Annotated in this window: 11 protein-coding genes and 1 pseudogene; 6 read left to right on the forward strand and 6 right to left on the reverse strand. The window is 64.2% G+C overall.

Features of this window, described 5'->3' with window-relative positions:
- Positions 1–79: 79 nt before the first annotated feature.
- Genes atuD through M5B99_RS17855 form a run of 3 tightly spaced genes read right to left on the reverse strand, consistent with a single transcriptional unit; the run spans position 80 to position 4,715 of the window.
- Complete coding sequence (gene atuD / locus M5B99_RS17845) at positions 80–1,237, reverse strand: citronellyl-CoA dehydrogenase (RefSeq protein ID WP_248805273.1); 1,158 nt, start codon at positions 1,235–1,237, stop codon at positions 80–82.
- A 24-nt stretch (positions 1,238–1,261) separates the two neighbouring features.
- Positions 1,262–2,878, reverse strand: a complete 1,617-nt coding sequence (atuC, locus tag M5B99_RS17850; RefSeq protein WP_248805274.1) for a geranyl-CoA carboxylase subunit beta — start codon at positions 2,876–2,878, stop codon at positions 1,262–1,264.
- A 52-nt stretch (positions 2,879–2,930) separates the two neighbouring features.
- Complete coding sequence (locus tag M5B99_RS17855; protein WP_248805275.1) at positions 2,931–4,715, reverse strand: acyclic terpene utilization AtuA family protein; 1,785 nt, start codon at positions 4,713–4,715, stop codon at positions 2,931–2,933.
- Between the two features lie 177 nt (positions 4,716–4,892).
- Here M5B99_RS17855 and M5B99_RS17860 point away from each other — a divergent pair, with 177 nt between their 5' ends.
- On the forward strand, positions 4,893–5,516 hold the full coding sequence (locus tag M5B99_RS17860; RefSeq protein ID WP_248805276.1) for a TetR/AcrR family transcriptional regulator: 624 nt from the start codon (positions 4,893–4,895) through the stop codon (positions 5,514–5,516).
- A 98-nt stretch (positions 5,517–5,614) separates the two neighbouring features.
- Entirely contained in the window at positions 5,615–6,424 is an 810-nt protein-coding gene (locus tag M5B99_RS17865) for a substrate-binding periplasmic protein (RefSeq protein ID WP_248805277.1), read from the forward strand.
- A 120-nt stretch (positions 6,425–6,544) separates the two neighbouring features.
- Here the strand turns inward: M5B99_RS17865 and dsbG are convergent, their stop codons facing one another.
- From dsbG to dsbD, 3 genes are read right to left on the reverse strand one after another with little or no spacing between them, the layout of a single operon-like run.
- Complete coding sequence (gene dsbG, locus M5B99_RS17870; RefSeq protein ID WP_248805278.1) at positions 6,545–7,324, reverse strand: thiol:disulfide interchange protein DsbG; 780 nt, start codon at positions 7,322–7,324, stop codon at positions 6,545–6,547.
- A complete protein-coding gene (locus M5B99_RS17875) occupies positions 7,300–8,169 on the reverse strand; it encodes a TlpA disulfide reductase family protein (protein ID WP_248805279.1) in 870 nt (289 codons plus the stop codon). The genes dsbG and M5B99_RS17875 overlap by 25 nt, the downstream gene beginning before the upstream one ends.
- Positions 8,169–9,911 (reverse strand): protein-disulfide reductase DsbD, encoded by a 1,743-nt coding sequence (gene dsbD, locus M5B99_RS17880; protein WP_248805280.1) that lies wholly within the window; start codon positions 9,909–9,911, stop codon positions 8,169–8,171. The genes M5B99_RS17875 and dsbD overlap by 1 nt, the downstream gene beginning before the upstream one ends.
- 308 nt (positions 9,912–10,219) lie before the next feature.
- Here dsbD and M5B99_RS17885 point away from each other — a divergent pair, with 308 nt between their 5' ends.
- The 4 genes and pseudogenes from M5B99_RS17885 (at position 10,220) to M5B99_RS17900 (ending at position 13,534) form a co-directional block, all read left to right on the forward strand.
- On the forward strand, positions 10,220–10,900 hold the full coding sequence (locus M5B99_RS17885) for a response regulator (RefSeq protein ID WP_248805281.1): 681 nt from the start codon (positions 10,220–10,222) through the stop codon (positions 10,898–10,900).
- Positions 10,897–12,222 (forward strand): ATP-binding protein, encoded by a 1,326-nt coding sequence (locus tag M5B99_RS17890; protein ID WP_248805282.1) that lies wholly within the window; start codon positions 10,897–10,899, stop codon positions 12,220–12,222. The genes M5B99_RS17885 and M5B99_RS17890 overlap by 4 nt, the downstream gene beginning before the upstream one ends.
- 146 nt (positions 12,223–12,368) lie before the next feature.
- Positions 12,369–12,614, forward strand: a pseudogene (locus tag M5B99_RS17895) (MgtC/SapB family protein); the annotation flags it as partial.
- 296 nt (positions 12,615–12,910) lie between these two features.
- Entirely contained in the window at positions 12,911–13,534 is a 624-nt protein-coding gene (locus tag M5B99_RS17900) for a response regulator transcription factor (protein ID WP_248805283.1), read from the forward strand.
- Positions 13,535–13,642 lie beyond the last annotated feature (108 nt).

Genomic DNA, 13,642 nt, shown 5'->3' on the forward strand with positions numbered 1-13,642 from the left:
CTGTCCGGGCGCTCGAGCGTGATCCGCGACACGCCGCCCTCCAGGGCCGGACGCAAGGCCTGGCACAGCGGCAGGGCGCTCACCGATTTTTCCCCGGCAGACTGCCCATCAGCTTGCAGATGATCCCCAGCATGATTTCGTCGGCACCGCCGCCAATCGACACCAGGCGCATATCGCGATAGGCCCGGGCCACCGGGTTGTCCCACATAAAACCCATGCCACCCCAGTATTGCAGGCAACTGTCGCTGACCTCGCGCCCCAGGCGCCCGGCCTTGAGCTTGGCCATGGAGGCCTGCCGCGTCACGTCCTGCCCGTTGATGTACTGCTCGGTGGCCTGATAGACCAACGCCCGCAGGCATTCGATCTCGGTCGACAACTCCGCCAGGCGGAAATGGATCACCTGGTTGTCGATCAGCGGCGCGCCGAAGGCCTGGCGCTCCTTGCAGTAGGCCAGGGTGCTGTCGACGCACGACTCCAGCCCCTTGATCAGGTTCGCCGCGCCGAACAGCCGTTCCTCCTGGAACTGCAACATCTGCATCATGAACCCCGCGCCTTCCTGGCCGATGCGGTTGCGCTGGGGCACCCGCACATTGTCGAAAAACACCTGGGCGGTTTCCGAACTGCGCATGCCGAGCTTGTCCAGGTGCGGGCCCAGGCTGATCCCGGGGCTGTCCATCGGCACCATGATCAATGACTTGTTCAGATGCGGCTGGTCGTCCGAGGTGTTGGCCAGCAGGCACATGAAGTCGGCGCAGGGCGAATTGGTGATCCACATCTTGCTGCCGTCGATCACATAGTCAGCGCCGTCCTTGCGTGCGCGGGTCTTGAGCCCGGCGACATCGGAGCCGGCACCGACCTCGGAGACGCCGATACAGCCGACCTGTTCGCCACGGATCGCCGGCCGCAGGAACTGCTCGCGCAGTTCATCGGAACCGAAGCGCGCCAGGGCCGGAGTGCACATATCGGTCTGTACGCCGATGGACATGGGGATCCCGCCGCACCGGATGCAGCCGAACTCTTCGGCGGCGACGATGGAATAGCTGTAGTCCAGGCCCAGGCCGCCGAAGGACTCCGGCTTGGAGATGCCGAGCAGGCCCAGCTCGGCGGCCTTGCGGAAAATCTCGTGGATGGGAAAACGTCCGGCTTTCTCCCACTCGTCGACATGCGGGTTGATTTCGTGTTCGACAAACTGGCGCACGGTGCGCCGCAGGGCTTCATGTTCCTGGGTGAAGATCATTTCCTTGTGCTCCGTGATCGTTGATCAGAACCGCGCCACGCCAAAGCTGTTGGGTTGTAGCTGACGCACCTCGGCTTCCTGGCAGATATCCAGCAAATACCCCAGCAGCGTGCGGCTATCGCGGGGATCGACCAGGCCGTCGTCCCACAGGTTGGCCGTGCCGTAGAGCGCGGTGGACTGGCTGTCGAGCTTCTGTGCGGTCATCTGCTCCAGCCCGTCGAGCATCTTTGCGTCGGGCACCAGGCCGTCCTTGAGCTGCCGCGCCTCGGTGACGATGCGCAGCACCTTGCCGGCCTGGGCGCCGCCCATCACCGCGGTGCGGCTGCCGGGCCAGGCGAAGATAAACCGCGGGTCCAGGCCGCGGCCGCACATGGCGTAGTTGCCGGCGCCATAGGAGCCGCCGACCACCAGGGTCAGTTTCGGTACCCGGGCATTGGCCACCGCCTGGATCATCTTCGCCCCGTGCTTGATCACCCCCTGTTGCTCGGCTTCGGTGCCGACCATGAAGCCGGTGGTGTTATGCAGGAACACCAGCGGCGTGCGGCTCTGGTCGCAGAGCTGGATAAACTGCGCCGCCTTGCTCGCACCCTTGGGCGTGATCGGGCCGTTGTTGCCGATCACGCCGCAGGGCCGACCCTGGATCTGCAGATGGCCGCAGATCGTCTGGGCGTCGAACTCGGTCTTGAATTCGAGGAAGTTCGAGCCGTCGGCCAGGCGGGCGACGATCTCGCGCACGTCATAGGGCTTTTTCGGGTCGTCGGGGATCAGTCCGAGCAACTCGTCGATGGGGTAGAGCGGTTCGCTCCAGGTCTTGGCCGGCGTGATCGGCAGCCGATCGTTCCAGGGCAACTGGGCGATGATTTCCCGGGCGATGCGCACGCCGTCGGCATCGTTTTGCGCCAGGTACTCGGCGGTGCCGGCCACCTGGGCGTGCATCTGCGCGCCGCCGAGCTCCTCATCGGTCGCCACTTCGCCGGTCGCCGCCTTGAGCAACGGCGGACCAGCGAGGAACAAGCGGGCCTTGCCGCGCACCGCTACCACGTAATCCGAGAGTCCCGGTTGATAGGCGCCGCCCGCCGTCGCCGAGCCATGGACCACGGTGATCTGCGGCAGGCCCATCGCCGACATTCGCGCCTGATTGGCAAAGCAGCGTGCACCTTCGACGAAAATCTCCGCCGCGTAATTGAGGTTGGCGCCGCCGCTCTCGGCCAGGGTGATTACCGGCAGTTTGTTTTCCAGGGCGATCTGTTGCAGGCGCAGGGTTTTTTTCAGGCCGCTGGGGGAAATGGTCCCGCCCTTGATCGCGCTGTTGTTGACCACTACCAGCACGCGCACGCCGCAGACATGGCCGATACCGGCGATCAGGCCGCCACCGGCCAGGCTGCCGTCCTTGTCGTCGTGCAGCTTGTAGCCGGCCAGGCTGGCCAGTTCGAGAAACGGCGCGCCGGGGTCGAGCAGCAGGTTCAAGCGTTCCCGGGGCAGCAACTGACCGCGGCCGGTGAATTTCTCCCGCGCGCTTTCGGCCTTGTCCAGCAGGTTCTGTTCCAACTGGCGGATCTGCCCGAGGCCGGCGAGCATGGCCAGGCGGTGACGGGCGAAATCCTCGCCATGGCTGTCGAGCCGGGATTCGATCACGGGCATATGGGGCTCCTTGACGCTTGATCGAACAGGGATGCGCAGGACACGGCAGCCCTCAAGCCAGTCGATCGGCAATATGTTGTGGCACGGGGATCTGGATTTCCAGCAGTTGCTGGGCGAAGGCCTTGCCCTGGGGATCGATGCGCAAGCTGGCGATACCGCCGCCGCCCAGGGCGTTTTCCAGTAGAAAGTTCAGGCTGTGGCTGCCGGGCAGGTACCAGCGTTCGACACGGCCATGGAGCGGGTCGAGGACATGGCCCATCCAGTCCACCACGACTGCCGTGGTCAATGCTTCGGCGATCCACGGCAGGTATTCGGGGTGTCGCGCCATGACCCCGATATTGCTGTGATTGCCCTTGTCGCCGGAGCGCGCCACCGCCAGTTTCACCAGCGCTACATTGGCTTCGGCGCGGCCCTCCGGCCTGGGCGGTTGCAGGTCCTCGGCAACGGCTTGCAGGGCGGTCGCGGCGGGCAGGGCGACGGCATGTACCTGCCCGTCGAGATGCACGCTCAACGCGCAGGCACTTTTATCGATCAGGAAGGAAAACAGCCGGATCAATGGCGAAACCGCCGGCCGTCCGCCGAGGATCCCGGTCAACCCCGGGGCCATGCCGGTGGCGGCCTGGGCGATCTCCCGGGAAAACAGCTGCAGCGCCTGGCGTTCGGGATGACGCACCGCCAGCTTGATCACCACTTCGCGGCTGTCCTGGCGGCGGCCATGGGGGCCGTAGGTGGCTTCGCTGCCGAGCAGTTCGCTGCTGACTTCGCTGTAGGGCGGCCAGCCACGGGCGCGGAGCATTTCCGTGGTCTTGTCGAGGATCGCCTGGCTGACCCGGCGAGCCTTGGCCACCGCGTCGATCCCGGCCATCAGGCAGTTGGCGGTGCAGCGGAAGCCGTCGGGATAGGTGGCGCAGACCTTGTACTGCGCGGTCGGTGCCGAACCCCTGGCGCCGCTGACACTGACGTGATTGGCGGCCTGCTGCACCAGGCGAACCCGGGTGAAATCGCAAATGACATCCGGCAGCAGATAGGCCCTGGGATCGCCGATTTCGTAGAGCAGTTGCTCGCCCACGGTCAGCGGCGTCACCAGGCCGCCGGAACCCTCGGGCTTGCTGACAATGAAGTGGCTGTCGGCGCTGACGTCGACGATGGGAAAACCGATGTGTTCGTAGTCCGGCACCTCGCGCCAGTCGGTGAAGTTACCGCCGCTGCACTGGGCGCCGCATTCGATGATGTGGCCGGCGAGGGCGGCCTGGGCCAGCTTGTCATAGTCCTGCCAGGACCAGCCGAACTCGTGCACCAGGGCCGCACTGACCAGCGCGCTGTCGACCACCCGCCCGGTGATCAGCACATCCGCGCCCAGGCTCAGCCCATGGACGATGCCCGGCGCGCCGAGATAGGCGTTGGTCGACACACAATGTGCGGGCAACGCCGCGCCGTTGAACATCTCCTGGATGCCGTTGGCGGCCAGTTGCTGAACTTGCGGTTGCAGATCGTCGCCCAGCAACACGGCGATCTTCAACGGTATCCCGGCCGCCGTGCAGGCCGCTTGCAGGGCCGCGGCGCAGGCCTGCGGATTGATCCCGCCGGCATTGCTGATCACGCGGATATTCTGCCGGGCGATCTCACCGAGCAAGGGTCGCAGGACCTCGACGAAATCCGTTGCATAACCGGCGGCGGGGGCTTTCATCCGTGCTGCGGCCATGATCGACAGGGTCACTTCCGCCAAATAGTCGAACACCAGGTAGTCCAGGCGTCCGCCTTCGACCAACTGCGCCGCCGCGCTGCTGGTATCGCCCCAGAACGCACTGGCGCAGCCGACACGAATCCTTGCCTTCATCTGAGCCTCCTGCGCAAGTCGTATGGGTGAGACTACCAAGCAAGCGCTTGGTTTGTAAGTCCCGCTGGTCTGTTCAGCCCAAGCGCTTGCTTGGTTGTCCTGGTAGGCTTAAATTGCGCGCAACCTCCCTCCTGCGGTGGGCCGGGGGGGATGCAGTAGAGTCATGAGGAAAATGCCGTGAATGAGCAACAAGCGCTGCGTGTCATGCGCGACCTGGTCAGCGCCGGGCAACTGACCGACCCGGCCAGCGCCCGCGGAAAATTGCTGCAGACCGCGGCCCACCTGTTTCGCAGCCAGGGTTTCGACCGCACCACGGTGCGCGACCTGGCCAGCGCCATCGGCATTCAGTCCGGCAGCCTGTTCCATCACTTCAAAAGCAAGGACGAAATCCTGCGCGCGGTGATGGAGGAGACTATCGTCTACAACACCGCCCTGATGCGTGCGTCGCTGGCCGAAGCCGGCAGCCTGCGCGAGCGGGTGCTGGCGCTGATCCGCTGTGAATTGCAATCGATCATGGGCGGCACCGGTGAAGCCATGGCGGTGCTGGTCTACGAATGGCGCTCGTTGTCCGCGCAAGGGCAGGCCAAGGTCCTGGCCTTGCGCGATCTTTACGAGCAGATCTGGCTCCAGGTGCTGGGTGAAGCCCGCGATGCCGGCTATATCAAGGGCGATGTGTTCATCACCCGACGCTTCCTGACCGGTGCCTTGTCCTGGACCACCACCTGGTTTCGACCCCAGGGCAGCCTGACGTTGGATCAATTGGCCGAAGAGGCTTTGCTGTTGATTCTCAAAGACTCGTGATGTTGCTGTGCAAGTCATTAATTAACAGGTGAAAAGTTGTCTAAGTTGGGAAAAACGCCTAGTTTGATGCAACGATTTTTTTCCTGAGGTGTGTGCCTTTGAACGTCCCGCCTGTGCGCACGGTTTCCCGGATTCTGTTGTTGGCGCTCTCGGCACTGCTGGTCTTGCCGGTATCGGCGGCCCAGTTGGTTCGGATCGGCGCCGCGCATTTCCCGCCCTACACCATCCGACCCGAGCAGGGCGCCGATACCGGCCTGTTGCCGCAGTTGGCCGAGGCCTTGAACAAACTGCAGAGCGACTACCAGTTCATCCTGGTGCCGACCTCGATTCCGCGCCGCTTCGGTGATCTGCAGCAGGGGCGGACCGACATGGCGATCTTCGAGAATCCAGCCTGGGGCTGGCAGGATATTCCGCATACAGCGGTCGACATGGGGCTGGAGGATGCCGAGGTGTTTGTCGCCCAGCGTGAGCCGGATCGCGACGAAAGCTACTTTGCCGACCTCAAGGGCAAGCGCCTGGCCCTGTTCAGCGGTTACCACTACGAGTTCGCCAACTTCAACGCCGAGCCCAAGTTCCTCGCCGACACCTACAACGCCACGCTGACCTACTCCCATGACGCCAATCTGCTGATGGTCCTGCGCGGGCGGGCCGATATCGCCCTGGTGACCCGTTCCTACCTGTTCGATTACCTGCTGCGCAACCCGGATGTGGCCAAGGAACTGCTGATCTCCGAGCGGGTCGACCAGGTCTATCACCACTACGCGATCCTGCGTCCGCAAGCGCCCATCAGTGGCGAGGTGTTCGGCAAGCTGTTGCAGCGCCTGCATGACAGCGGCGAGCTGCTGAAGATATTCCAGCCTTATCGCATCAGCGTGATGCCGGTGGCCGCCGCCGCGCCGGGTCAATGACCTCTCTGTAGGAGCCTGGTCGGCGAAGGCCAATGCACGGCTTGCCGGCCCTATCGCTGGCAAGCCGATTCCTGCAGGTGTTTCAGCGTCAGGCCCCGCGTCTGGTTCCTGTGCGCCGAGTCACTTCGGCCCGAGAATCTTCAGCAGCTTGTCCGGTGACGGCGCGCCTTGCTGCTGTTGCAGGTCGCCATTTTCATCAAGATAGAAAATCGCCGGGGTGGCCGACAGTTCCAGGTCTTCCATCAGCTTCATATTGGCATCGAGCTTGGCCTGGATAGGTGCCGGGATCGTGTCCAGCGGCTTGAGCTTGCTGCCTTTGCCGGCCTTTTCATGATCGTGCAGGGCCAGTTGCGGGTCCTTGGCGGTAAACAGCGCGGCCGCCTTGGCCGCGCTGTCCGCGCGGATGATCCCGACCATGATGTGGCGCAATTGCACCTTGCCGGAATCGACCCACGGCCGCGCCTGTTCCCAGAACATGTTGCAATATGGGCAGTTCGGATCACTGAACAGATAGACGGTGCGCGGTGCATCCTGCTTGCCGTCCTCGATCCAGTTGCTCTTCTCCATCTGTCCCCAGACCTGCTTGGCCATCGGCGCATACACCAGCTTATGCAACGGCGCCTGGCTCAGGTCATTGCCGTCGGCGTCGTACAGGTTGCCGGCGATCACATGCTTGCCATCGGCGGTCAGGTATAGCGCCATGCCCCGGTTCTGGTACTGGGCGGCATAGCCGCGCAGGCCTCCCGGCGCGTCGAAGCTGCCGACGATCTTCGCGCCCTTGGCTTCGATGCTCTTGATCGGTGCGGGGAGTTCTTCGGCCTGCAATACAGGCGCTTGCAGCAGCAAGGCGCCCAGCGCGGTGCTCAGGCTCAGGTTCAGCAGGTGGCGGTTGAAGCGCATAGCGGTTTCCTTGCTGTGGTCGGTATGGCTGACGTGGATTTGGGCGGACCGAAGTTTTCCAGGGCCCGAGCCAGGCTGGCCTCGGACAATTCGCCCAGGTGAGTACCGAGCAGGCGGCCTTCGGCGTTGTACAAAAGGGTGGTGGGCAAGGCCATGGAACCGACGCTCTGGGCCAGCTTGCCGTTGCCGTCGAACAGCACGTTGTTCAGGTTCAGGCCCTGGGTCATCAGGAAGGTACTGACGCTCTGCATGCTTTCGGCCTGGTTGACGAACAGGAAGGTCACGTCCTGGCGTTCATGCTGGGCTTTTTGCAGCACCGGCATTTCCCGCCGGCATGGCGGGCACCAGGTGGCCCAGAGGTTGATCACCAGCGGGCCGCCCTGGTAGCCGCTCAATTGCACCGCCTGGCCCTGGGCATTGCGCAGGGTGATTTCCGGCAGGCGGGTGCCTTGTTCATAGAGGGTCATCGACAGGCTGGCCAGCAGCCAGAACGCCAGGCCGCTGCCCAGGCCGAAGCCCAGTGGCCGGCGCAGGGCCGGCCGCCGCAGGTAGAAGAACGCGGCGCCCAGCAGCAGAGTCAGCAACCCCGGCCAGGCGAGGAAGCCGCCGTCGCGGATATCGAGGGTCTGCAACGGGTCGTCGCGAAAATACGCCCAGTAGGCGATCACGAAACTGATCCGCGCTACCAGCATGGCCAGCATGAACAGGCCGAACAGCACCGACTCCGGGTTTTCCCCGCCTCTTTTCGCCACCCGCCAGCCCACCAGCGTCGCCAGGGCGAGGGCGAGCAGCAACAGCAGGTGGTTGATCGACAGGGCGAAGGTGCCGAGGGTCAGGGTGAGCATCAGCGAGCGTCCCGTGTGCTGTTCCAGTTCTGGAGAAAAGCCTTGGCGTCGACTTCGCCGGTGATCCGACTGGCCCGGCGTTCCTCGCCGTCCGGTGCGAGCCACAGCAGGGTCGGCGGCCCCGGCACTTCATAGCGGGCGAGCAGTTCGCGGCTGGCGGCGTTGTCGTTGGTCACATCCAGGCGCAGCAGCCGTACATCGCCCAGGGCGGTTTGCACCTCGGCTTGGGCGAACACCTGTTTCTCCATGATCTTGCAGGACACGCACCAGTCGGCGTAATAGTCCACCAGCACCCATTGGCCCCGGGCCTTGGCCGTGTCCAGTTCGCGTTGCAGGGCGGCCGGGTCATTGAGGGTGACAAAGGCATCGTGGGGCGTTATCGCGCCGTTGGCCGCCCCGGTATAGACGTGCAACGGTCGCCACAGCTCGGTGCTGCCACCCGCTGCCCCGACCACCATCAGCGAACCCCAGAGGCCGAGCAGGACGCCGATGCAGGTGCTCAGCAAGGCGGTGGGGCCCGGCTGGCGGGTCTGTTGCCAGATGCAACTGCAGGCGATGATCAGCAGCAATGCGCCCCACAGGCCGAGCCACAGGGATTCGCTGACCACCGGGCGGATCATCAGTATCGCGGTCCCGAGGAACAGGAAGCCGAACACCGCCTTGACCCTGTCCATCCAGGATCCCGGCTTGGGCAGGAAACGGTTGCCCACGGTCACCAGCAGCAACAGCGGCAAGCCCATGCCGATGCCCATGGTGAACAGTATCAGGCCACCTTCGACGATTTTGCCGGTCTTGGCGATATAGAGCAGGGCCCCGGCCAGGGGCGCGGTCATGCATGGGCCGACCAGCAGGCCGGAAAGCGCGCCGAGCACCCCGGCACCCACCAGGCTGCCGCCGCGACGGCCGCTACCGGCGTTTTCCAGGCGATCACGCAGGGCCGCCGGCAATTGCAGTTCGAAGAAACCGAACATCGGCAGGGCCAGCAGTACGAACAGCGCGGCGAAGCTGCCCAGCAGCCAGGGTTGTTGCAGCAACGCCTGCAAGTTGCCGCCGAGCAGGGCCGCGAGCATGCCCAGGGCGGCATACACCAGCGCCATGCAGATCACATAGCTGCCGGCCAGGGCAAAGCCACGCCGTGGGCTGGCGCCACTGCCCACCACCAGGCCGGCGAGGATCGGCAGCATCGGCAACATGCACGGGGTGAACGCCAGCAGCAGGCCGATGCTAAAGAAGAGCAGCAAACTCCAGCCCAGGGCACTGTGTTGCAGGCTGGCGGCCAGGGATTGGTCCTGAGCCTGAGCCTGGCCCGGCGCCGTGGACACCGGGGCCTTGCCGCCCAGATCGACGATCTTGCTCTGTGGCGGGTAACACAGGCCGGCGTCGGCGCAGCCTTGCCAGCCGACATTGACCTTGCCGGTGGCGCCGGCCGGGATCAGCAGTTCGAGCTCGCTGCGATGGACCTGCTGGTCGCCGAAGAACTCGTCGCTGTGGTGCTCGCCCTCGGGCAGCGCGGGCCGCTGGGCCGGGTCGAGGCCGTCGAGTTTCAGGCGTTTCTGATAAAGGTAGTAGCCGTCGGCGATCTGCCAATAAAGCCGGGTATCCCCGGAGGGCAGGGTTTCGGCGCTGAAGGCAAACGCCTTGTCGACGGGCAGGAATTCCGGCTTTTTTACCGCGAACGGATCGTTACCGGCCTGGGCCAGGCCTGCGAAAAGGACAAAAACAAAGGTCAACAACCAACGCATAGAAAAGCCTTAGAAACGTGGCAAGTGAGGCCAGCCTGCAAGCAGGCGATTAACCGATCATTAACCCGATATTATCCGGGTTGTGCACGGACTTTGTAGGCACCGGCTTGCCCCCGACTTGCAACTGCGCTCAACGCGGTCGGAGTGGGGGCCGGCAAGCCGGCTCCCACAGGTTGTATGGCGCTTACAAAATTGGCGCATGGCAGCTCGCCGCCGCTCCCGGTGATTAACCATTCCGGGGGCGTTGGCGGCATAATCGCCGCTTAATCCATTTGCGTTCCAATCGACACATTTGCGCAGGTATCCCCATGCATGTACTGGTTTGCGAAGACGACGAGCTGATTGCCAGCGGCATCAAGGCCGGCCTGACCGCCCAGGGCATGACCGTCGAGCATGTCGCCAGCGCCGCGGCCGCGCGGGCCATGTTGCGCGCCGCGGAATTCGACGTGATGGTACTTGACCTTGGCCTGCCGGATGAAGACGGCCTGAAACTGTTGGCGCAATTGCGCCAGAAGGGCCTGGAGATACCGGTGCTGATCCTCACGGCACGCGACTCGGTCACCGACCGGGTCGACGGCCTGCAGGCCGGTGCCGACGACTACCTGCTCAAGCCCTTCGACCTGCGTGAACTCTTCGCCCGCCTGCAAACCCTGTTGCGGCGCGTGGCCGGGCGCAGCGTCAACCTGATCGAGCACGGCGCCCTGAGCTATGACCCGAGCAGTCGCGTGACCCTGCTCGGCGGCCAGCCGGTGGACCTCTCGCGCCGCGAACAGGCGCTGTTGCAGGCGCTGCTGCACAACCGCGGCCGGGTGCTCTCCAGCGAGCAACTGAAAGACAGTGTCTACGGCTTCAGCGACGAACTGGAAAGCAACGCCTTGAACGTGCATATCCACCATCTGCGGCGCAAGCTGGGCAACGGCATTGTCGAGACCGTTCGCGGCCTGGGCTATCGACTGGGCCCGGCGGGTAACGAGGACAGCGCGTCATGATGAGCCTGCGTTTGCGCCTGAGCCTGACCATCGGCGCGGCGTTCATCCTGATCTGGGCCCTGGCCGCGACCTGGATGCTCAGCGACCTGCGGCACCAGATGATGTTCTCCCTCGACCAGCGCCTGGTAGCTTCGGCGCGCATGGTCGCCGGGTTGCTGGAGCAATTGCCGCCGATTTCGAGCAAGGGCGACGGTACCCATTTCAGCGCCGAACAACTTAATATTCCCGGCGGCATGGCCTGCCAGGTCAGTTCCCTGCGCGGCGAGATCCTTGCCCGCAGCCACAACAACCCGGAACAGGCGCTGGAGGACCGGGCCGCCGGTTTCCATGACCAGATGATCGACGGCGCGCCCTGGCGCAGCTTCACCCTGGTGCGCGGCGACGTGCACATCACCACCGCCGACCGCCAGGTGGAGCGCGAGGCGTTGAACCTCTCAGTGCTGCTGGCGGCCTCGGTGCCGGTCGGCGTGGCCCTGCTGGGTTGCCTGTGCCTGCTTTGGCTGGGGATCGGCCAGGGCCTGGCGCCGCTCAATCGCATGCGTGACGCCTTGATGCGCCGTAGCGCCGACTCCCTGGAACCCTTGCAGGTGCAGCCGTTGCCGCGCGAATTGCAGCCGCTGCTGGACACCCAGAACCAGCTGTTCCAGCGCATCGGCAAGACCATCGAGCGCGAGCGCCGCCTGACCGGCGATGCCGCCCACGAACTGCGCAGCCCGCTGACCGCGATCAAGACCCACCTGCAAGTGGCGCGCATGACCGAAGGCGCGGCCCGTGACCAGTCCCTGGCTCACGCCGAGGCCGGTGCCGACCGTCTGCACCGGACCCTCGAGCAGTTGCTGCTGCTGGCGCGGGTCGAAGGCAGCCTGTCGTTCGACGACGGCGTGCAGTGCAATGCCGAACAAGTGGCGCGGCTGGCGATCCAGGATTCGGCCAATGGCAACCGTGACCGCATCGCCTTGCACCTTGCGCCAAACTTCTCCGCGGCCCCGCTGGAAATGCCCTCGACCCTGTCCATCGCCGCCTTGCGCAACCTGTTGGACAACGCCCTGCGCCATACTCCGGGCGATGCCCCGGTGGAGCTGAATGTGGAAACCATCGGTAACCGCGTGCGCTTCCAGGTCCGCGACCACGGCCCGGGCATCGCCCCGGACGATCTGCAGCACCTGACCGAGCGTTTCTGGCGCAACAGCACGAGCAGCGGTTGCGGCCTGGGGCTGGCGATTGTCAACGCCATCGTCCAGCGTTGCGGCTGCGTGCTGCATTTCGACAGCCGTCCCGACGGGCTGCGGGTCGAGCTGACCATGCCGCTGCAGGCGGTCTGAACCTTCTCTGCTGAAAAACTCCTGATGCAAAGCATCGCCCGGGTGTGAATCCTGGCGGCGCAGGTGCGTTTGCGGAACACGAAGCACTGCCCTGTGCGGATGGGGCAGTGGGAAACGAGCTGAGCCGCAGGGGCTGACATCATTGCGTTCGCCTGATTGTCCGGCGGGCCCAGCAGAAGACCGCACTGTCGTTGCTGGAAAAGGAACTGGAACGCAGCAACTACCCGGCCAGCGACGTCGAGGTACGACCCTTCGGTGACGAAGAAGTGGAAATCGAGGCAACCCTGGCAATCACCTCGGTGGACGGCGACGAACTCGATGCGCTGGTAGCGCGGTTGTCGACCTCGAGCATGGTGCAGCAGGCGTTCTGGAGCCCGAGTACCACCGATTGACCAAGCCCTCGCCGGCACCCACGCAGGGGGATCAGTGCAAGCTACCTGGAAATGACGAGTATCTTGGGATTTTCCCTACAGATGCTCCCGAGACCTCCCGCTAAAGTGCGGACCTCGTTCAGCCCTCATCCCCTGAGCGTGACATCCATGGGTCGGAATGACCGCACTTCTACTGTCCAGCCACAGCAGGAATTGAGAGTTTTCCTATACTGTATTTCGCTATTTTCCTGCCTTTTTTTCGATGCAAGCACGTTCACGTCTCAAGCAGTGGCTGGCGTACTTCTTGAGGATTTGTAATGCGCACAGCCCTGATAGTTGACGATCACCCGTTCATTCGCATGGCCATCAAGGTCTTGCTGGAAAAGGAGGGGTTCAGGACGGTCGCCGAGGCCGATAACGGCGTCGATGCGGTGCAGTTTGCCCGGGAGTTGTCGCCGAGCCTGATTGTCATGGACCTCAATATCCCGCGGCTCGATGGCCTGGAAGCGATCAAGCGGCTCACCGACCTGCACCTGCCGAGCAAGCTGGTGGTGCTCACCGAACAGGCGCCTGAGTTCTATTCCGAGCGCTGCATGCGGGCCGGGGCCATGGGGTACATCTCCAAGACGGCCGAATTGATCGAGCTGCGCCTGGCGATCCAGGCGGTCATGCTCAACAAGAGTTTTTTTCCGCGGCTGGAGGGGCGCGCCCAAGGCCAGGGTTCCAGCGTGTCGGAGCCGGTGCTGATCGACAGCCTGAGCAACCGCGAGCTGAGCATCCTGCGCTACCTCGCCCGGGGGATGAAGAACAAGGACATCAGCGAATTGATGCTGCTCAGTGACAAGACGGTCAGCACCTACAAGACCCGTTTGATCGACAAGCTCAATCTGAAGTCGGTGGTGGCGCTGGCGGAGTTCGCCAAGCGCAACCAGTTGATCTGAACCGCCCATTCTGGCCGGAATGCATTTTTGAAGGCACCGCCTAACTTGTGGGAGCGGAGCTTGCCCGCGAAGAGGCCGTCGATATCGCTAAAAGCTTCGCGGCGGTGC

Origin of the sequence: Pseudomonas sp. MWU13-2100 (genome assembly GCF_023242365.1) — a bacterium.
Classification (GTDB): Bacteria; Pseudomonadota; Gammaproteobacteria; order Pseudomonadales; family Pseudomonadaceae; genus Aquipseudomonas.

What these genes read in the sequence shown, in the direction of transcription:
- atuD (WP_248805273.1), bottom strand. Translation starts at nt 1,237, where the DNA reads ATGATCTTCACCCAGGAACATGAAGCCCTGCGGCGCACCGTGCGCCAG.
- atuC (WP_248805274.1), bottom strand. Translation starts at nt 2,878, where the DNA reads ATGCCCGTGATCGAATCCCGGCTCGACAGCCATGGCGAGGATTTCGCC.
- M5B99_RS17855 (WP_248805275.1), bottom strand. Translation starts at nt 4,715, where the DNA reads ATGAAGGCAAGGATTCGTGTCGGCTGCGCCAGTGCGTTCTGGGGCGAT.
- dsbG (WP_248805278.1), bottom strand. Translation starts at nt 7,324, where the DNA reads ATGCGCTTCAACCGCCACCTGCTGAACCTGAGCCTGAGCACCGCGCTG.
- M5B99_RS17875 (WP_248805279.1), bottom strand. Translation starts at nt 8,169, where the DNA reads ATGCTCACCCTGACCCTCGGCACCTTCGCCCTGTCGATCAACCACCTG.
- dsbD (WP_248805280.1), bottom strand. Translation starts at nt 9,911, where the DNA reads ATGCGTTGGTTGTTGACCTTTGTTTTTGTCCTTTTCGCAGGCCTGGCC.
- M5B99_RS17885 (WP_248805281.1), top strand. Translation starts at nt 10,220, where the DNA reads ATGCATGTACTGGTTTGCGAAGACGACGAGCTGATTGCCAGCGGCATC.
- M5B99_RS17890 (WP_248805282.1), top strand. Translation starts at nt 10,897, where the DNA reads ATGATGAGCCTGCGTTTGCGCCTGAGCCTGACCATCGGCGCGGCGTTC.
- M5B99_RS17900 (WP_248805283.1), top strand. Translation starts at nt 12,911, where the DNA reads ATGCGCACAGCCCTGATAGTTGACGATCACCCGTTCATTCGCATGGCC.